The organism is Streptomyces sp. NPDC102279 (genome assembly GCF_044766365.1).
Classification (GTDB): domain Bacteria; phylum Actinomycetota; class Actinomycetes; order Streptomycetales; family Streptomycetaceae; genus Streptomyces.
The window spans coordinates 386,554-404,485 of sequence record NZ_JBIWLU010000009.1 but is presented as its reverse complement, the minus strand read 5'-3'; the positions used below and the strand labels follow the sequence as shown (position 1 = coordinate 404,485).

Here is a 17,932-nt window from a genome sequence, read left to right as displayed (position 1 = left end):
CTGCTCAGGGAGCCGCACAGTGGGGGCCATTCCGACGCAACGCGAGTCCGTGGCGTGCGCCCCGGGTGCGCCCGCGCACCACCGCGCGGGCCAGGACACCGTGGCCCGTACGACCCTGCCGGGCACTCCGCTCGCCCCCGGAGCCGCCCGCCGCTACCTCCGCGACACACTCCTGGGCTGGGCCGAACTGGCCCTGCCCGGGGCCGAGATCATCGACGACCGGCTCACCGGCGACGCCGCCGTGGTGGTGAGCGAACTCGTCACCAACGCCGTCGTCCACGCGGGCACCGACGTCGAGCTGCTGTGCCGCCTGGAGCACGCGCCCGACGGTCCGCCCGGCCCGCTGGTCGTCGAGGTGACCGATCACCACCCCGCCCGCGCGATACGCGACGACAGCCCCGAACGCCCTTATGGGACACCGGAGTACGGGCGGGGCCTGCGTCTGGTCTCCGCCCTCTCCGAGGCCTGGGGGATCACCTACCGCCCGGGCATCAAGACGGTGTGGGCCCGCCTGCTGCTCGACGGGGGCGCCGACGCCCTGCCCGGCGCCGACGCGTTCGCCGCGGCGGACACCCCGTCCTCGGCGGACGTGTTCGCGGTGGCGGGAGGCGGCCTCGCAGGCAGAGGCGGCCACACGGGGACGGACCGCGTCGCGGGTACCGGCGGGACGCCCGGCACGGAGCCCGCGCCGGCCGGTGCCGCCTCCGGGAACCGCCTCGCGGGCGCACGCGGCCCCGGTGGACGGGGCCCGGCCGGCCCCACCTCGACCGCGTCCGTCTTCGCCGCGCCCGTCCCGGGAACGCCCGGAGCGTCCGTTCCGGATGGGGACACCTTCGACCCGTCCGGCTTCCACGCGGCGGCGCCGGACGGCACCGTCCACGGGGCATCCGCCACCGGTGCGCGGAACCCCTCCGAGGGGCGGGACTGGCTCGACCGCGGGGCCCTCTCCTTCCTCGCCGAGGCCTCCGACCTGCTGGCCGGACAGCTCGACGAGGACCTCGTCGCCGCGCTCGCCGGACAACTCCTCGTCCCGCGCCTCGCCGACTGGTGCGCGGTGTGGCTGGAGGACGAGGCCACCGACCGGGCGGGCGGACTCGGCCTCGCCCTCGGGCCCCGCCTGGCCCGCGTCTGGCACGGCAGCGAGAACCTCATCGAGGACCTGCGTGACGCCCTGGAGCAGGACCCGCCGCGGCTGCCCGACGCGGTCCGGTCCCGCGCCGTCCCCGTGCCCTGGCCCGGGGAGGCGCTGGGCCCGCGCGGAGCGAGCGGCGCGGCCCTGGCGTACCGGCTGATCGCGGGCGGCCGTCCGCTGGGCACGCTCGTCATCGGACGGGCCGGACCCGCCGGTTTCGCCGACGAGGTCACCGGGCTCGTCGAGGACCTGAGCCGACGGATCGCGCTCGCCATCGGCGCGGCCCGCCAGTACGCGCGCCAGGCCACCATCAGCCGGGTCCTGCAGCGGGGGCTCCTGCCGGGCGCGGTCGCCGAGATCCCGGGCGTGCGCAGCGCCCTCGTCTACGAGCCGCTCGACAAGGGCGGCCCCAGCGGCGACTTCTACGACGTGTTCCCGGCCGGGGACGGCCGCTGGTGCTTCGCCGTCGGCGACGTCCAGGGGAAGGGCCCCGAGGCCGCCGTCGTGATCGGCCTCGCCCGGCCCTGGCTGCGGCTGCTGGCCCGCGAGGGCTACGACGTGGCGGACGTCCTCGACCGCCTCAACCAGCTCCTCCTCGACGACGCGACCGAGGCCGCCGACGCGGCGGCCCGCGCGCTCGTGGCGGCCGGCGGCCCCGGGCTCGGCACCGACCTCGGCCCGCAGACCCGCTTCCTGTCCATGCTCTACGGCGAACTGGTCCCCTTCGAGGGCGGCGTGCGCTGCACCCTCGCCTCGGCCGGACACCCGCTGCCGCTGCTGCTGGCCCCCGACGGCGACGTACGGGAGGTGGCCAGGCCGCAGACCCTGCTCGGCGTCTTCGAGGACCCCGGCTACACCTCCGAGTCCTTCGACCTGCACCCCGGCGACACCCTGCTGTGCGTCACCGACGGCGTGACGGAGCGGCGCGAGGGGACCCGGCAGTTCGACGACGACGACGGGCTCGCGCACGCCCTCACGGGGTGTACGGGCCTGAACGCCGAGCTGATCGCGGAACGCATCCGCGCACTCGTCCACGAGTTCGGGAGCCGCCCGCCGGAGGACGACATGGCCCTGCTGGTGTTACAGGCCGAGTAGCCCCGCCGGCCCGCTCCCCACGGTGCCGGTCCCGCGATCCGGCCGCCCGCGTCCACAGGCCGGGACCGTTCACTCCGCCCGTGCTGGACAATGGAACGCATGCCTTCCGCACTCCCCGACGGCGAGCCCGTCCCCGACGACGGGGCGCTGCCCGCGCACGCCCTGGCCGGGGCGGCCGAGCGGCCCCTCGGGTTCTACCTCCACGTTCCGTACTGCGCGACCCGCTGCGGGTACTGCGACTTCAACACCTACACGGCGACCGAGCTGCGGGGCACCGGCGGCGTGCTCGCCTCCCGCGACAACTACGCGGACACCCTGACCGACGAGGTCCGCCTCGCCCGCAAGGTCCTCGGCGACGACCCGCGTCCCGTCCGCACCGTCTTCGTCGGGGGCGGCACGCCCACCCTGCTGGCCGCCGACGATCTCGTCCGGATGCTGGGGGCGATCCGTGACGAGTTCGGGCTCGCGGACGACGCGGAGATCACCACGGAGGCGAACCCGGAGTCCGTCGACCCGGAGTACCTCGCGACGCTCCGCGCGGGCGGCTTCAACCGCGTCTCCTTCGGCATGCAGAGCGCCCGCCAACACGTGCTGAAGGTGCTGGACCGCACCCACACCCCCGGCCGCCCCGAGGCCTGCGTCGCCGAGGCCCGCGCGGCCGGCTTCGAGCACGTGAACCTCGACCTGATCTACGGCACCCCGGGGGAGTCGGACGACGACTGGCGGGCCTCCCTCGAAGCGGCCCTCGGCGCCGGCCCCGACCACGTCTCGGCGTACGCGCTCATCGTCGAGGAGGGCACCCAGCTCGCCCGCCGCATCCGCCGCGGCGAGGTCCCGATGACCGACGACGACGTCCACGCCGACCGCTACCTCATCGCCGACGAGGTGATGTCGAAGGCGGGCTTCGACTGGTACGAGGTGTCCAACTGGGCCACCTCCGAGGCGGCCCGCTGTCTTCACAACGAGCTGTACTGGCGCGGCGCCGACTGGTGGGGAGCGGGCCCCGGCGCGCACAGCCACGTCGGCGGCGTCCGCTGGTGGAACGTGAAGCACCCCGGCGCCTACGCGGCGGCGCTGGCCTCCGGCCGCTCCCCGGGCGCCGGGCGCGAACTGCTCTCCGGCGAGGACCGCCGCGTCGAGCGCATCCTGCTCGAACTGCGGCTGCGCGAGGGCTGCCCGCTCTCGCTGCTCCGCACCGACGGCCTCGCGGCCTCCCGCCGCGCCCTGTCCGACGGCCTCCTCGAACCGGATCCGTACGACGACGGCCGCGCCGTCCTCACCCTGCGCGGACGCCTCCTCGCGGACGCGGTCGTCCGGGACCTGGTCGACTGACCGGACGACGCCGGACTCCACCGGACGACGCCGGACCCCACCGGCCGGCACGAACACCGCCGGCCGGCATGGGACGCGTGTCCGGGCCGAGCGGCGCCCGGCCGTGACCCCCGCCTACTCCGGCGCCGTGACGAAGTCGATCAGTTCCTCGACCCGGCCCAGGAGTTCGGGCTGGAGGTCCTTGTAGGAGTGGACCCGGGACAGGATGTGCTGCCAGGCCGCACCGGTGTTCTCCGGCCAGCCCAGGGCCCGGCACACGCCCGTCTTCCAGTCCTCGCCGCGCGGGACCCGGGGCCAGCCCGGGATGCCCACGGAGGACGGCTTCACGGCCTCCCAGATGTCGATGTAGGGGTGGCCGAGCACCAGGGCGTGCTCGCTCGTCACCGCCGCGGCGATCCGGGACTCCTTCGAGCCGGGCACCAGGTGGTCGACGAGCACGCCGAGCCGGGCGTCCGGGCCCGGCGCGAACTCCTCGACGATCGCGGGCAGGTCGTCGACGCCCTCCAGGTACTCCACGACGACGCCCTCGACGCGCAGGTCGTCGCCCCAGACCCGCTCGACCAGTTCGGCGTCGTGGCGGCCCTCCACGTAGATGCGGCCGGCCCGCGCGACCCGGGCGCGGGCGCCGGGCACCGCCACCGAGCCGGACGCGGTGCGGCTGGGACGGACGGGCGCAGCGGCCGTCGGGCGGACCAGCGTCACCACCCTGCCCTCCAGCAGGAAGCCGCGCGGCTCCATCGGGAACACCCGGTGCTTGCCGAAGCGGTCCTCCAGGGTCACCGTGCCCGCCTCGCAGCCGATCACCGCGCCGCAGAAACCGGTGCCGGGCTCTTCGACCACCAGACCCGGGTCCGCCGGAACCTCGGGCACGGGCTTGGGCTTCTTCCACGGCGGGGTCAGGTCCGGAGTGTACTGGCGCATTCGCATGACGATAGGAGAAGCGTGCCGGGCCTCACCGCGACACGCCGAAACGCGCGGCCAACGCGTCCCGCTGCGAGCGCACGAACGCGGCGTCCACCAGCGCTCCGTGACCGGGCACGTACACGGCGTCGTCCCCGCCGAGCGCGAGCAGCCGGTCGAGGGCCCCGGGCCAGCGGGACGGAACGGCGTCGGGGCCCGCCTGCGGTTCGCCGGACTCCTCGACCAGGTCACCGCAGAACACCACCGCCGGGTCCCCCGGCACGACGACCACGAGGTCGTGGGCGGTGTGGCCCTCACCCGTCCGCACCAGCCGCACCCCGACGCCGCCACCGAGTTCCAGGTCCCGGGCGCCCCGGACCTCGTGCCGGGGGCGTACGAGGGCGTCCGCCGCCTCCTGCGCCGCCCGGGGATCCAGCCCGTTGCGCACCGCGTCCGCGCGCAGCTCCTCGCGGCCCCTCTCGTACACCCCGGACGAGCCGTCCGCGACGAACGTCTCGGCGCCCTCGAACGCCGCGGCACCGAAGACATGGTCGAAATGCGGGTGGGTGAGTGCGAGGTGCGTCACGTGCCGGCCCGGGCCGAGCAGTCGTTCCGCGTCGACGCGCAGCGCCTCGCCCTCCGCGAGACGTGATCCCGCGTCGATCATCAGCGCCGCGTCCTCGCCGACGACGAGCCCGACGGTGCAGTCCCAGTCCGGAAGCCGCCGCCGGCCGATCCGGGGCGCCACCCGTTCCCACCCCAGCTCTTCCCAAGTCAGCCTCATACGGCGACGCTAGCGGTGACCGGGTGTCGCGCACGACATCGCAGGCCCGCCCTTGCCGGGGTCGTGCCTCACCGCCGTACACTGGCCCGGGGAACGCTGGCACTCGGGCGCGTTGAGTGCCAGGCGAAAAGCCACGAAGGCCACGAAGACCACGGAGTCGACTTCTGGAGGTGTGCGCGATGCTCAGTGAACGCAGGCTCGAGGTGCTCCGCGCCATCGTCCAGGACTATGTGGGCACCGAGGAGCCGGTCGGCTCCAAGGCGCTCACGGAGCGCCACCGGCTCGGCGTCTCGCCGGCGACCGTCCGCAACGACATGGCGGTCCTGGAGGACGAGGGCTACATCGCCCAGCCGCACACCAGCGCCGGACGCATCCCCACGGACAAGGGATACCGGCTCTTCGTCGACAAGCTCGCGGGCGTCAAGCCGATGACCGCGCCCGAGCGGCGCGCCATCCAGAACTTCCTGGACGGAGCCGTCGACCTCGACGACGTCGTCGGCCGGACGGTGCGGCTGCTCGCGCAGCTCACCCGGCAGGTCGCCGTCGTGCAGTACCCCTCGCTGACCCGCTCGACCGTGCGGCACGTGGAGCTGCTCTCGCTCGCCCCGGCGCGCGTGATGCTCGTGCTGATCACGGACACCGGCCGGGTCGAGCAACGCATGATCAACTGTCACGTGCCGTTCGGTGAGACTTCTCTCGCCGATCTGCGGGCCCGGCTCAACAGCCGGGTCGCGGGCCGCCCCTTCGCGGACGTCCCGCAGCTCGTGCAGGACCTCCCGGACGCCTTCGAGTCGGAGGACCGGGGTACGGTCACGACAGTGCTCTCCACCCTGCTGGAGACACTGGTCGAGGAGACCGAGGAGCGGCTGATGATCGGCGGGACCGCCAATCTCACCCGTTTCGGACATGACTTCCCTCTCACCATCCGGCCGGTGCTCGAAGCGCTGGAGGAGCAGGTCGTGCTCCTCAAGTTGCTTGGAGAGGCCGGGGATTCGAGCATGACCGTGCGAATCGGTCATGAGAACGCGTATGAGGGACTCAACTCCACGTCCGTGGTCTCGGTCGGCTACGGTTCGGGCGGCGAGGCAGTAGCCAAACTCGGCGTGGTCGGCCCGACCCGCATGGATTACCCGGGAACGATGGGAGCGGTACGAGCGGTGGCACGGTACGTCGGACAGATCCTGGCGGAGTCCTGAGTGGCCACGGACTACTACGCCGTACTCGGCGTGCGCCGCGACGCGTCCCAGGACGAGATCAAGAAGGCGTTCCGGAGGCTCGCACGCGAGCTGCATCCGGACGTCAATCCCGATCCGAAGACGCAGGAGCGCTTCAAGGAGATCAACGCCGCCTACGAGGTGTTGTCGGACCCGCAGAAGAAGCAGGTCTACGACCTCGGCGGTGACCCCCTGTCCCAGCAGGGCGGAGGCGCCGGCGGCTTCGGCGCGGGCGGCTTCGGGAACTTCTCGGACATCATGGACGCCTTCTTCGGCACCGCGTCGCAGCGCGGACCGCGCTCGCGCACCCGCCGCGGCCAGGACGCCATGATCCGACTGGAGATCGAGCTGGACGAGGCGGCCTTCGGCACCACGAAGGACCTCCAGGTCGACACCGCCGTCGTCTGCGCGACCTGCAACGGCGAGGGTGCCGCACCCGGGACCTCCGCGCAGACCTGTGACATGTGCCGCGGTCGCGGCGAGGTGTCCCAGGTGACGCGGTCCTTCCTCGGCCAGGTCATGACCTCGCGGCCGTGCCCGCAGTGCCAGGGCTTCGGCACCGTGGTCCCGACCCCGTGCCCCGAGTGCGCGGGCGACGGCCGGGTCCGCTCCCGCCGCACCCTCACGGTCAAGATTCCGGCCGGTGTGGACAACGGCACGCGGATCCAGCTCGCGGGCGAGGGCGAGGTCGGCCCCGGCGGCGGCCCCGCCGGCGACCTGTACGTCGAGATCCACGAGCTGCCGCACTCGACGTTCCAGCGTCGTGGCGACGATCTGCACTGCACGGTCACGCTCCCGATGACCGCCGCGTCCCTCGGCACCAAGGTGCCGTTGGAGACCCTCGACGGCATGGAGGAGGTCGACATCCGTCCGGGCACGCAGTCCGGCCAGTCGATCCCGCTGCACGGCCGGGGCGTCACACACCTGCGCGGCGGCGGCCGCGGCGACCTCATCGTGCACGTCGAGGTCACCACGCCGACCAAGCTCGACCCGGAGCAGGAGCGGGTCATGCGCGAGCTCGCCCAGCTGCGCGGCGAGGAGCGGCCCACCGGCCAGTTCCAGCCCGGGCAGCAGGGGCTCTTCTCCCGGCTGAAGGACGCCTTCAACGGTCGCTGACGCGACGGCGGTACGGGGCGGTGTTCGCGCCCCGTACCCGCCCGCCGCGCCACCGCGTAACCGAGCGGACGGCCGGATTCGGACTTGTACGGAGGACGTGACAACATGCCGTCATGTCCTCCGCGCTGACCGATCTCTTCCCTCACCCGATCGTGCAGGCCCCCATGGCGGGCGGCGTCTCCGTCCCCCAGCTCGCGGCCGCCGTGTCCGAGGCCGGCGGGCTCGGATGCCTCGCCGCCGGGTACAAGACGGCCGACGGCATGTACCAGGAGATCAAACAACTGCGCGGGCTGACGGGCCGTCCCTTCGGCGTCAACCTGTTCATGCCGCAGCCGGAGTACGCGGACTCCTCGGCGGTCGAGGTCTACGCCAACCAGCTCGCCGGTGAGGCGGCCTGGTACGAGACCGAACTCGGCGACCCGGACAGCGGACGTGACGACGGCTACGACGCCAAGCTCGCCGTCCTCCTCGACAACCCGGTGCCGGTCGTCTCCTTCCACTTCGGCGTCCCGGCCCAGGACGTGCTGGAGTCCCTGAACCGCGCCGGCACCCTCACCCTGGTCACCGCGACCACGGCCGAGGAGGCCCTCGCCGTGCAGCGTGCCGGCGCCGCCGCCGTCATCGTCCAGGGCATCGAGGCCGGCGGACACCAGGGCACCCACCGCGACAACCCGGAGACGGACGGCGCGGGCATCGGACTGCTCTCGCTGGTCGCCCAGGTCCGCGAGGCCGTGGACATCCCGGTCGTCGCCGCCGGAGGCATCATGCGCGGCAGCCAGATCGCCGCCGTCCTCGCCGCCGGCGCGGACGCGGCCCAGCTCGGCACCGCCTTCCTCGCCACCCCCGAGTCCGGCGCGAACCGCGTCCACAAGGATGCGCTGACCAACCCGCTCTTCGTGCGCACCGAGCTGACCCGCGCCTTCTCCGGACGCCCGGCCCGCGGCCTGGTCAACCGCTTCCTGCGCGAGCACGGCCCCTACGCCCCCGCCGCGTACCCCGACATCCACCACCTCACCTCGCCGCTGCGCAAGGCGGCCGCGAAGGCGGCCGACGCGCAGGGCATGGCGCTGTGGGCGGGCCAGGGCCACCGCATGGCGCGCGACCTGCCCGCCGGACAGCTGGTGGAGGTGCTGGCCGCCGAACTCGCCGCCGCCAGGACAGCGTTGTCGTCGCCCGGCGACGCCCCGGAGGGGGGCACGGCCCGATGACGGCACCGGTGTTCCTGGTCGAGCACTTCGACGCGCGCGGCGGCGGACGCTACGTCCTCGACGGAGCCGAAGGACGGCACGCCGTCTCCGTGAAGCGGCTGCGCGCCGGCGAGGACGTCGTCCTCACCGACGGGGCCGGACGCTGGGCGGACTGCGTCGTCCTCGACACGGAGGGCAAGGACCGGCTCGTCGTACAGATGGACTCGGTGAGCGAGGAACCGGCTCAGGAGCCGCGGATCACCGTCGTCCAGGCGCTGCCCAAGGGCGACCGCGGCGAACTGGCCGTCGAGACCATGACGGAGACCGGCGTCGACGGCATCGTCCCCTGGGCCGCCTCCCGCTGCATCACGCAGTGGAAGGGCGACCGGGGCCTCAAGGCGCTCGCCAAGTGGCGTGCCACCGCACGGGAGTCCGGAAAGCAGTCCCGCCGGGTGCGCTTCCCGGAGGTCGCGGACGCCATGTCGACCAGACAGGTTGCCGCACTTCTCGCCAAAGCCGACCTCGCCGCCGTCCTGCACGAGGACACCGAGCTGGGCACCGAGTCGTTCGCGAGCGCCGCACTGCCCGGCTCCGGAGAGATCGTCCTGGTCGTCGGTCCCGAGGGCGGGATCTCCCCCGAGGAGGTGGCGCTCTTCACCGAGGCGGGCGCGAGGACGTTCCACCTCGGGCGTACGGTGCTGCGTACGTCGACGGCAGGCACCGTGGCCGCGGCACTGCTGCTGGCCCGCACCGGCCGCTGGTCCTGACCCCAACCGCCCGCCCAACCACGGGGGATCCGCATGGAACTCGCCCAGGTACGGCTGCTCGTCTCCGACTTCGCCGCCTGCTACCGCTTCTACTCCGAGGTCCTCGGCCTCAAGCCCCAGTCGGGCGCGACCGAGGGACCGTACGAGAAGTTCAGCCCCGTCATCGGATCGGCCGGCATCGCCCTCCAGGACCGGGCGATGATGGCCGAGGTGCTGGGCGAGATCGGCGAGGACGTGACCGGGCACCGCTCGCTGGTGGTGCTGCGGGTGGACGACCTCGACAGCTACTGCGAGCAGCTCGTCTCGCGCGGCGCGACCGTGCTGCACGGCCCCGCGCCCATGACCGACCGGATGCGCGTCGCCCACCTCAAGGACCCCGAGGGCAACCTCGTGGAACTCCAGGAGTGGCTGCTCCTCCTCGGCTGAACCGGCCCCGGCCGGGCCGGGAACTCCTTCGGGTGGTTGTGCCCCTCATGGCCGCATGCGGTCTACCGCACCGCGCCCCGCGGTGGCACGCTGCCGTCCATGGGGGCTTTGAGACGGATCAGGAGCCGGACCGGGCGCAGGCGCGCGCTGATGGCCCTCGGGCTGGGCGCGGTGGGCGTGTTCGGTGCGACCGCGTGCGAACCCGGGGACGGACTCAGCGCCGCGACCGTGGCGTACACCACCGACCAGACGGCGACCAAGCAGCTCGAACGGCAGAACGTGGACGTGCGGTGGCTCACCTGCACCGCCAACTACGGCAACGCCAACAAGGTCTACACCCCCGGCAAGTCGCCCGCGCCGACCGAGAACACCGTCGCGACCGTCGACTGCCAGGGCCAGACCGACGACGGACGGGACATCGTCGTCAAGGGCAAGGTCACCCGCGCCGTCGACGGCGCCTGCGTGCGCGGCGACCTGACCGCCACCGTCGGCGGCAGGCAGCGGTTCCACGTGAGCGGCCTCGGCAACTGCGACGCCACCAACAACCCCACCCCGCCCGCAACTTACCGTCCACCCAACGGGCCCGACCCCACCGTCACCGTCACCGTGACCAAGACCATGTGGTGCAAGGGTGACCCCACCTGCTGGCCCGCACAGGGCAAGTGACCTGCCCGGCCGTCCACGGATCAAGTGATCCGAACCCCTGTCGGGCCGCGTCCCGGCTGCATAGGGTGACCGGGTGACAGAGTCCGCACCCTCCGCGTATCTCCGGTTTCCGCATCTGCACGGCGAGTTGGCCGTCTTCACGGCCGAGGACGACATCTGGGCCGCGCCCCTCGACGGCGGCGGCCGCGCCTGGCGCGTCAGCGCCGACAACGCGCCGGTGAACCACCCCCGCGTCTCCCCGGACGGCACGACCGTCGCCTGGACGTCCACCCGCGACGGTGCCCCCGAGGTCTACGCCGCCCCGCTGGCCGGCGGACCCACCAGACGCCTGACGTACTGGGGCAGTTCGAGAACCCAGGTCCGCGGCTGGACCCCCGACGGACACGTCCTCGCCCTCAGCACCCAGGGCCAGGCGAGCCTGCGGCGCAGCTGGGCCCGCGCCGTCCCGCTCGACGGCGGCCCCGCCACCCTGCTGCCCTACGGCCCCGTCGGCGACGTCGCCCACGGAGAGCCCGGAGTCGTCCTGCTGTCCGCCCCGATGGGACGCGAGGCGGCCTGGTGGAAGCGCTACCGTGGCGGCACCGCGGGCAAGCTGTGGATCGACCGGGACGGCGAGGGCGAGTTCGTCCGTCTGCACGAGGACCTCGACGGGAACATCGAGTACCCCCTCTGGGTCGGCGACCGGATCGCCTTCCTCTCGGACCACGAGGGTGTCGGCGCCCTGTACTCCTCGCTCGCCGACGGCGCCGACCTGCGCCGCCACACCCCGATCGACACGTTCTACGCCCGGCACGCCTCCACCGACGGCACCCGCGTGGTGTACTCCTCCGCCGGTGAACTCCGGATCCTCGACGACCTCGACGGAGCCGAACCGCGCCGCCTCGACATCCTCCTCGGCGGGCAGCGCGCCGACCAGCAGCCCCACCCCGTGAGCGCCGCCCGCTGGTTCTCCGCCGCCGCCCCCGACCACACCGGACGCGGCAGCGCCGTCTCCGTGCGCGGCGCCGTCCACTGGATCACGCACCGCTCGGGACCGGCCCGCGCGCTCGCCGCCGAACCCGGCGTCCGCGCCCGGCTGCCCCGCGCCTTCCGCGCCGAGGGCGAGGAACACGTGGTGTGGGTGACGGACGCCGAGGGCGACGACGCCCTGGAGTTCGCGCCCGCCACCGGCGTCGCCCCCGGAGCCACACCGCGCCGGCTCGCCGCCGGAGCCCTCGGACGCGTCCTCGGCCTCGCCGTGGCACCCGACGGCAGCCGCGCCGCCGTCGCCTCGCACGACGGGCGCGTCCTGCTCGTCGAGCGCGAGACCGGTGAGGTCCGCGAGGTGGACCGCAGCGAGGACGGCGAGGTCTCTGGCCTCGTCTTCTCACCCGACTCGGCCTGGCTCGCCTGGTCGCACCCCGGCCCGCGCCCCCTGCGCCAGCTCAGGATCGCCAACACCACCGACCTGTCGGTGACCGAGGCGACGCCGCTGCGCTTCCGCGACTACGCACCGGCGTTCACCCTCGACGGCAAGCACCTCGCCTTCCTGTCGGCCCGCGCCTTCGACCCCGTCTACGACGAGCACGTCTTCGACCTGGCCTTCGTCGGCGGCTCCCGGCCGTATCTGATCACCCTCGCCGCGACCACGCCGTCCCCGTTCGGACCGCAGCGCCACGGCCGCCCCTTCGAGGCCCCGGACAAGGACGAGACCCCCGACAGCGAGGGCACCCCCAGCACCCGGATCGACCTCGACGGACTCGCCGACCGGATCGTGCCGTTCCCCGTCGAGGCCGCCCGCTACTCCACCCTGCGCGCCGCCAAGGACGGGGTGCTGTGGCTGCGCCACCCCGTCCGGGGCGTGCTCGGCGCCTCCCGCGCCACCCCGGACGACCCGGACCCGAGGACGGAACTGGAGCGGTACGACCTCGTCCAGCAGCGCATCGAACACCTCGCCGCCGACGCCGACCACTTCACCGTCACCGGCGACGGCAAGCGGGTCCTGCTGTGGACCGACGGAAAGCTCAAGGTCGTGCCCAGCGACCGGCGCGCGTCGAACGACGACGAGAGCGACACCAACATCACCGTCGACCTCTCGCGGGTGCGCCAGAGCGTCGACCCGGCCGCCGAGTGGCGCCAGATGTACGACGAGACCGGCCGCCTCATGCGGGACAACTTCTGGCGGCCCGACCTCGGCGGCGTCGACTGGGACGCCGTCCTCGACCGGTACCGGCCGGTCCTCGACCGGGTCGCCACCCACGACGACCTCGTCGACCTGCTCTGGGAGGTCCAGGGCGAACTCGGCACCTCCCACGCGTACGTCACCCCGCGCGGCGGACACGGCGGCGGCGACCGGGCCCAGGGCCTCCTCGGGGCGGACATCTCCCGCCACGAGGACGGTAGTTGGCGCATCGACCGGATCCTTCCCTCCGAGACCTCCGACCCGGACGCGCGGGCCCCGCTCGCCGCGCCCGGCGTCGCGGTGCGCGCCGGGGACGCGATCGTCGCGATCGGCGGCCGGCCGGTCGACCCGGTCACGGGCCCCGGCCCTCTGCTCGTCGGCACGGCGGGCAAACCGGTCGAGCTGACCGTCTCCCCGGCAGGCGGCGGCGACCCGCGGCACGCCGTCGTCGTACCGCTCGCCGACGAGGAACCCCTGCGCTACCACGCCTGGGTCGCCGACCGGCGCGCCTACGTCCACGAGCGGTCCGGCGGACGCCTCGGCTATCTGCACGTGCCCGACATGGTCGGCTCCGGGTGGGCGCAGCTCCACCGCGACCTGCGGATCGAGGTGGCCCGCGAGGGTCTGGTCGTGGACGTCCGGGAGAACCGCGGCGGCCACACCTCCCAGCTCGTCGTCGAGAAGCTCGCCCGGCGGATCGTCGGCTGGGACCTGCCCCGCGGTCTGCGCCCCTACAGCTACCCGGAGGACGCGCCGCGCGGCCCCGTCGTCTCCGTCGCCAACGAGTTCTCCGGCTCCGACGGCGACATCGTCAACGCGGCCATCAAGGCACTCGGCATCGGCCCGGTGGTCGGCACCCGCACCTGGGGCGGCGTCATCGGCATCGACAGCCGCTACCGCCTCGTCGACGGCACCCTCGTCACCCAGCCCAAGTACGCGTTCTGGCTGGAGGGTTACGAGTGGAACGTGGAGAACCACGGCGTCGACCCCGACGTCGAGGTCGTCCAGGCTCCGCAGGACCACGCGGCCGGCCGTGACACCCAGCTCGACGCGGCGGTCCGGATCGCGCTCGCCGCGCTGGAGGAGAACCCGGCCAAGACAGCGCCGTCACTGCCGCCGCTGTGACCCCCGTGCGGGCGGCCGCGAGCCGCCCGCCCTCCGGGGCGGCTAGCATGCGCAGGGCAATGATCAGATGGCGTGAGGAGGCACACGCATGATGGGTGAGCCGCAGGACGACTGCCTGTTCTGCAAGATCGTGGCGGGGCAGATCCCGGCGACGCTGGTGCGCGAGACCGACACGACCGTGGCGTTCCGCGACATCAACCCGCAGGCGCCGACACACATCCTGGTCATCCCCAAGGTGCACTACCGGGACGCGGCGTCCCTCGCGGCCGCCGAACCCACCGTCGCGGCGGACGTCCTGCGCGACGCCGGTGAGGTCGCGGCCGAGGAGAAGCTGGACAGCTACCGCATCGTGTTCAACACGGGCGGCGGCGCCGGACAGACCGTCTTCCACGCGCACGCCCACCTCCTGGGCGGCCGTGGACTGCAGTGGCCGCCCGGATAGCCGGCCTTGTCCGCACGTGAACTGGTCGTCCTCGGGACGGCGAGCCAGGTCCCGACCCGGCACCGCAACCACAACGGCTACCTGCTCCGCTGGGACGGCGAGGGCCTCCTCTTCGATCCCGGCGAGGGCACGCAGCGCCAGATGCTGCGGGCCGGCGTCGCCGCGCACGACCTGAACCGCATCTGCGTCACCCACTTCCACGGCGACCACGCGCTCGGCCTGCCCGGCGTGATCCAGCGCATCAACCTGGACCGCGTCCCGCACGAGGTGACCGCCCACTACCCGCTCTCCGGACAGCACTTCTTCGAGCGGCTGCGCCGTTCCACCGCCTACCGCGAGACCGTCGGGATCACCGAGGCGCCGGTCGCGGACGACGGAGTCCTCGCCACGACCCCCGCGTACACCCTGGAGGCCCGCAGGCTCTCCCACCCCGTCGAGTCTTTCGGCTACCGGCTCGTCGAACCGGACGGCCGGCGCATGCTGCCCGAGCGGCTCGCCGAACACGGCATCAAGGGGCCCGACGTCGGAGTGCTGCACCGCGAGGGCACGCTGCGCGGCGTCAGTCTCGACGACGTCAGCGAGGTGCGGCGCGGCCAGCGGTTCGCGTTCGTCATGGACACCCGGCTGTGCGAGGGCGTGGACGCGCTGGCCGAGGGCTGCGACCTGCTCGTCATCGAGTCGACGTTCCTCGACGGCGACCACCGGCTCGCCACGGACCACGGGCACCTGACCGCCGGCCAGGCGGGCCGGGTGGCCAAGGAGGCGGGCGTCCGGCACCTCGTGCTCACCCACTTCAGCCAGCGCTACTCCGACCCCGCCGCCTTCGAGCACGAGGCCCGCGCGGCGGGCTTCGACGGCGAACTGACGGTGGCCCACGACCTGGTGAGAGTCCCGGTCCCCAAACGCCGGTGACGTCCGGCGCCGACGGTCGCCGGCCGGCCCGCGGCGGCGGCGCCTCGTGCCAGGTGCCCGGGGCCGGTGCCCGCGCCGCCGTTCCGGGGCCGCCGTCCCCGCTGTCCGGGCAGGACACCGGTGCCGGGAAGGTGCCGGTTTCGGACTGTCCGGTAACCGACCGTACGATGCTTCGATGTCCCTCCCCAAGGCTGAACTGCACCTCCACATCGAAGGCACCCTCGAACCCGAGCTGGCCTTCGCGCTCGCCGCCCGCAACGGCGTCACCCTGCCGTACGCGGACACCGAGGACCTGCGCAAGGCGTATCTCTTCGACGACCTCCAGTCGTTCCTGAACCTGTACTACGAACTCATGGCCGTGCTGCGGACCGAGCAGGACTTCGCCGACCTGGCCGACGCCTATCTCGCCCGGGCCGCCGCGCAGGGCGTGCGGCACGCCGAGATCTTCTTCGACCCGCAGGCGCACATCGCCCGGGGCGTGCCGATGGGGACGGTCGTCGAGGGGCTGTGGCGGGCGCTCGGGCGCAGCGAGGAGACCCACGGCGTCTCCACCCAGCTGATCATGTGCTTCCTGCGCGACGAGTCCGCCGAGTCCGCCCTGGAGACCCTGGACGCCGCCCGGCCCCACCTCGACCGGATCGTCGGCATCGGTCTCGACTCCGCCGAGGTCGGACACCCGCCGGCCAAGTTCCGCGAGGTGTACGAGGCCGCCGCCGCCCTCGGTCTGCGGCGGGTCGCGCACGCGGGCGAGGAGGGTCCGCCCGCCTACATCACCGAGGCCCTGGACGTCCTCGGCGTCGAGCGCATCGACCACGGGCTGCGCTGCATGGAGGACCCCGAGCTGGTCGAACGGCTCGTCCGGGACCGGGTCCCGCTGACGCTGTGCCCGCTGTCGAACGTGCGGCTGCGCGCCGTGGACGTCCTGGCCGAGCACCCGCTGCCCGCCATGTTGGACGCCGGCCTGCTCTGCACGGTCAACTCCGACGACCCCGCCTACTTCGGCGGGTACGCCGGTGACAACTTCCGCGCGGTCCGCGAGGCCCTGGGGCTCGGCCCCGAGCGGCTGCGGGAGCTGGCGCGCAACTCGTTCGAGGCGTCCTTCCTGGAGCACGACGAGGAGCGCCGCGCCCGCTACATCGCCGAGGTCGAGGCGTACGAGTTCACCTGACCGGGGCGGGCGCCCGGCCGGGGATACCCCGGCCGGGCGTCACACGCCTTCCGCTCCCGACGCTGCCGTCGCCGCTCCGGCGTGCCACGCTCCGGCCGTGCCGCCGGCCTCCCGTCGGGCGGGTACGGCGTCCAGCGGGATCTCGGCGACCGGGATCCCGACGTCCGGCAGCCGCGTGAACGGGTCCTCGGCGCAGGGGCTCTCCGCGAGAAGGTCCGCCATGTCCGCGACGTCCGCGCGGGTGACCCGCGCCGCCGCGATCTCCATGGCCGCGGTCTCCGGTACGGGGATCTCCACGACCGGGATCTCCACGACGGGGATCTCGACAACCGGGATCTCGACGACCTGGCTGCGGCGCGGGCGCCGGGCCACGAGTGTCATCGGGACGGTGATGAGCAGCAGGCCGGCCGCCAGGACCAGACCCATCGCCGGATAGCCCGCCCACGCCGACAGCAGGCTGCCGGCGAGCGGCCCGCACGCCGTGCCGAGCGAGGACGCGGATCCGACGAGGACCGCCCACCGGCCGCGCTGGTCCATCGAGGCGGCGAGACCGATCACGTACGACAGGACCACCGGGTACAGCGTGTTCCAGGCGATCTCGCCCGTCGCGAACGACGTCAGGTCGGACGCTGCCGCGCTCAGCGCGATGCAGCCGGCGATCAGCACCGTGCCCAGGCCGATCGGCAGTGCCCGGCCGAGGCGCGGGCCGAGGACACCCGCGCACACGACGCCGAGCAGTCCGGCACCCAGCCCCACCGCGAACACGGCGCCGACGGTGACCTCGCCCAGCCCCGCCTGCGTGAGACCGATCCGGCCGCTCACGCCCCACAGTGAGTTCTGCGCGAGCGACCAGAAGAGCATCGCCGCGGCGAGCAGCAGGCCGGAGCGGCGGTAGGGCAGCGGGCCGGCGGAGCGCACGGTCCGCGTCGCCGGTGCGCGGGCCGGCAGACGGCCCGTCAGCGGCAGCACGAGCAGGGCCGTGACGGCGATCGCGGCCAACGGGACGCCGTGCGAAGGGCCCAGTTGCGGGATCGTCAGATACAGCGCGCCCGCAAGGGCGGAGACGCCGAGCAGACCCAGCGTGGTGACGCGGTGCGGGTCACGCCGGCCGGCTATCCCGGTCGCGGCGACCGCGGTGGCCGTACCGGAGCCGAAGCCGCCGAGGACCGCGCCGGCCACGACGAGGGGGAGCGCGGTCGACAGCGCGGCGGTGCCGTAGCCGACGACCGCGAGAAGCAGTCCGGCGCGGGCCAGCCGGCGGGGGCCGAAACGGTCGACGCGGGAGGCGAGCAGGAAACCGGCCGAGGCCGAACTCAGCAGCAGGACACTGCCGATGGCTCCGGCCTGCGTCGCCGACAGCGGGAGTCCCGCGTCGAGGCGGCCGACGGTGGTGGGGAGGAGATACGCGGCAAGGTACCCGGCCGTGAAAAGGGCGACGAGGGGCCAGGGCGTGGTGGTGCGGGCGGACACGGGCGTTCCCAGGGCATGCGAAAGGAGCGGCTCAA

Annotated in this window: 15 protein-coding genes; 12 read left to right on the top strand and 3 right to left on the bottom strand. The window is 73.7% G+C overall.

The features are described from left to right. The first annotated feature begins 19 nt into the window (after window positions 1-19). Both ACIRQH_RS25085 and hemW read left to right on the top strand, forming a co-directional pair. Window positions 20-2,227, top strand: coding sequence for a SpoIIE family protein phosphatase (locus ACIRQH_RS25085; protein WP_404227027.1), 2,208 nt, complete (start codon window positions 20-22; stop codon window positions 2,225-2,227). A gap of 99 nt (window positions 2,228-2,326) precedes the next feature. Then, window positions 2,327-3,559 (top strand): radical SAM family heme chaperone HemW, encoded by a 1,233-nt coding sequence (gene hemW, locus ACIRQH_RS25080; protein ID WP_358820784.1) that lies wholly within the window; start codon window positions 2,327-2,329, stop codon window positions 3,557-3,559. Between the two features lie 114 nt (window positions 3,560-3,673). On the opposite strand, the gene ACIRQH_RS25075 is transcribed toward hemW, so the two are convergent. Both ACIRQH_RS25075 and ACIRQH_RS25070 read right to left on the bottom strand, forming a co-directional pair. Then, the gene (locus tag ACIRQH_RS25075) at window positions 3,674-4,480 is read right to left on the bottom strand and encodes a DUF3097 domain-containing protein (protein WP_358820783.1); all 807 of its coding nucleotides are present in this window, start codon (window positions 4,478-4,480) and stop codon (window positions 3,674-3,676) included. A 31-nt stretch (window positions 4,481-4,511) separates the two neighbouring features. Next, the gene (locus ACIRQH_RS25070; RefSeq protein WP_388864605.1) at window positions 4,512-5,243 is read right to left on the bottom strand and encodes an MBL fold metallo-hydrolase; all 732 of its coding nucleotides are present in this window, start codon (window positions 5,241-5,243) and stop codon (window positions 4,512-4,514) included. Between the two features lie 179 nt (window positions 5,244-5,422). Here ACIRQH_RS25070 and hrcA point away from each other — a divergent pair, with 179 nt between their 5' ends. The 10 genes from hrcA to ACIRQH_RS25020 all read left to right on the top strand — a co-directional run bounded on the left by hrcA (window position 5,423) and on the right by ACIRQH_RS25020 (window position 16,427). Further along, window positions 5,423-6,439, top strand: coding sequence for a heat-inducible transcriptional repressor HrcA (gene hrcA, locus ACIRQH_RS25065; RefSeq protein WP_358820781.1), 1,017 nt, complete (start codon window positions 5,423-5,425; stop codon window positions 6,437-6,439). Further along, window positions 6,440-7,573 carry a molecular chaperone DnaJ gene (dnaJ, locus tag ACIRQH_RS25060; protein WP_358820780.1) on the top strand — a complete coding sequence of 378 codons (1,134 nt, stop codon included), beginning with the start codon at window positions 6,440-6,442 and terminating at the stop codon, window positions 7,571-7,573. It abuts the gene before it with no gap. A 113-nt stretch (window positions 7,574-7,686) separates the two neighbouring features. After that, the gene (locus ACIRQH_RS25055) at window positions 7,687-8,781 is read left to right on the top strand and encodes a nitronate monooxygenase (RefSeq protein ID WP_404227026.1); all 1,095 of its coding nucleotides are present in this window, start codon (window positions 7,687-7,689) and stop codon (window positions 8,779-8,781) included. Continuing rightward, window positions 8,778-9,527, top strand: coding sequence for a 16S rRNA (uracil(1498)-N(3))-methyltransferase (locus tag ACIRQH_RS25050; RefSeq protein WP_404227025.1), 750 nt, complete (start codon window positions 8,778-8,780; stop codon window positions 9,525-9,527). The genes ACIRQH_RS25055 and ACIRQH_RS25050 overlap by 4 nt, the downstream gene beginning before the upstream one ends. 33 nt (window positions 9,528-9,560) lie before the next feature. Next, window positions 9,561-9,953: a VOC family protein gene (locus ACIRQH_RS25045; RefSeq protein ID WP_388864612.1), complete on the top strand. Its 393-nt coding sequence runs from the start codon at window positions 9,561-9,563 to the stop codon at window positions 9,951-9,953. Window positions 9,954-10,052: 99 nt separating this feature from the next. Next, a complete protein-coding gene (locus ACIRQH_RS25040; RefSeq protein ID WP_388864614.1) occupies window positions 10,053-10,619 on the top strand; it encodes a hypothetical protein in 567 nt (188 codons plus the stop codon). A 73-nt stretch (window positions 10,620-10,692) separates the two neighbouring features. Continuing rightward, window positions 10,693-13,905, top strand: coding sequence for a S41 family peptidase (locus tag ACIRQH_RS25035; RefSeq protein ID WP_404227024.1), 3,213 nt, complete (start codon window positions 10,693-10,695; stop codon window positions 13,903-13,905). Window positions 13,906-13,993: 88 nt separating this feature from the next. Then, window positions 13,994-14,347: a histidine triad nucleotide-binding protein gene (locus tag ACIRQH_RS25030; RefSeq protein WP_358820775.1), complete on the top strand. Its 354-nt coding sequence runs from the start codon at window positions 13,994-13,996 to the stop codon at window positions 14,345-14,347. A 6-nt stretch (window positions 14,348-14,353) separates the two neighbouring features. Then, window positions 14,354-15,259 (top strand): ribonuclease Z, encoded by a 906-nt coding sequence (locus tag ACIRQH_RS25025; protein WP_358820774.1) that lies wholly within the window; start codon window positions 14,354-14,356, stop codon window positions 15,257-15,259. Window positions 15,260-15,434: 175 nt separating this feature from the next. Continuing rightward, window positions 15,435-16,427 carry an adenosine deaminase gene (locus ACIRQH_RS25020; RefSeq protein ID WP_388864618.1) on the top strand — a complete coding sequence of 331 codons (993 nt, stop codon included), beginning with the start codon at window positions 15,435-15,437 and terminating at the stop codon, window positions 16,425-16,427. A 39-nt stretch (window positions 16,428-16,466) separates the two neighbouring features. Here ACIRQH_RS25020 and ACIRQH_RS25015 read toward each other — a convergent pair whose 3' ends face one another. Continuing rightward, window positions 16,467-17,897, bottom strand: a complete 1,431-nt coding sequence (locus tag ACIRQH_RS25015) for an MFS transporter (RefSeq protein WP_404227023.1) — start codon at window positions 17,895-17,897, stop codon at window positions 16,467-16,469. Window positions 17,898-17,932: the final 35 nt, after the last annotated feature.

Coding starts and splice junctions, on each gene's coding strand:
- ACIRQH_RS25075 (WP_358820783.1), bottom strand. CDS start 4,480: ATGCGCCAGTACACTCCGGACCTGACCCCGCCGTGGAAGAAGCCCAAG.
- hemW (WP_358820784.1), top strand. CDS start 2,327: ATGCCTTCCGCACTCCCCGACGGCGAGCCCGTCCCCGACGACGGGGCG.
- ACIRQH_RS25030 (WP_358820775.1), top strand. CDS start 13,994: ATGATGGGTGAGCCGCAGGACGACTGCCTGTTCTGCAAGATCGTGGCG.
- ACIRQH_RS25040 (WP_388864614.1), top strand. CDS start 10,053: ATGGGGGCTTTGAGACGGATCAGGAGCCGGACCGGGCGCAGGCGCGCG.
- ACIRQH_RS25055 (WP_404227026.1), top strand. CDS start 7,687: ATGTCCTCCGCGCTGACCGATCTCTTCCCTCACCCGATCGTGCAGGCC.
- ACIRQH_RS25050 (WP_404227025.1), top strand. CDS start 8,778: ATGACGGCACCGGTGTTCCTGGTCGAGCACTTCGACGCGCGCGGCGGC.
- hrcA (WP_358820781.1), top strand. CDS start 5,423: ATGCTCAGTGAACGCAGGCTCGAGGTGCTCCGCGCCATCGTCCAGGAC.
- ACIRQH_RS25045 (WP_388864612.1), top strand. CDS start 9,561: ATGGAACTCGCCCAGGTACGGCTGCTCGTCTCCGACTTCGCCGCCTGC.
- ACIRQH_RS25070 (WP_388864605.1), bottom strand. CDS start 5,243: ATGAGGCTGACTTGGGAAGAGCTGGGGTGGGAACGGGTGGCGCCCCGG.
- ACIRQH_RS25020 (WP_388864618.1), top strand. CDS start 15,435: ATGTCCCTCCCCAAGGCTGAACTGCACCTCCACATCGAAGGCACCCTC.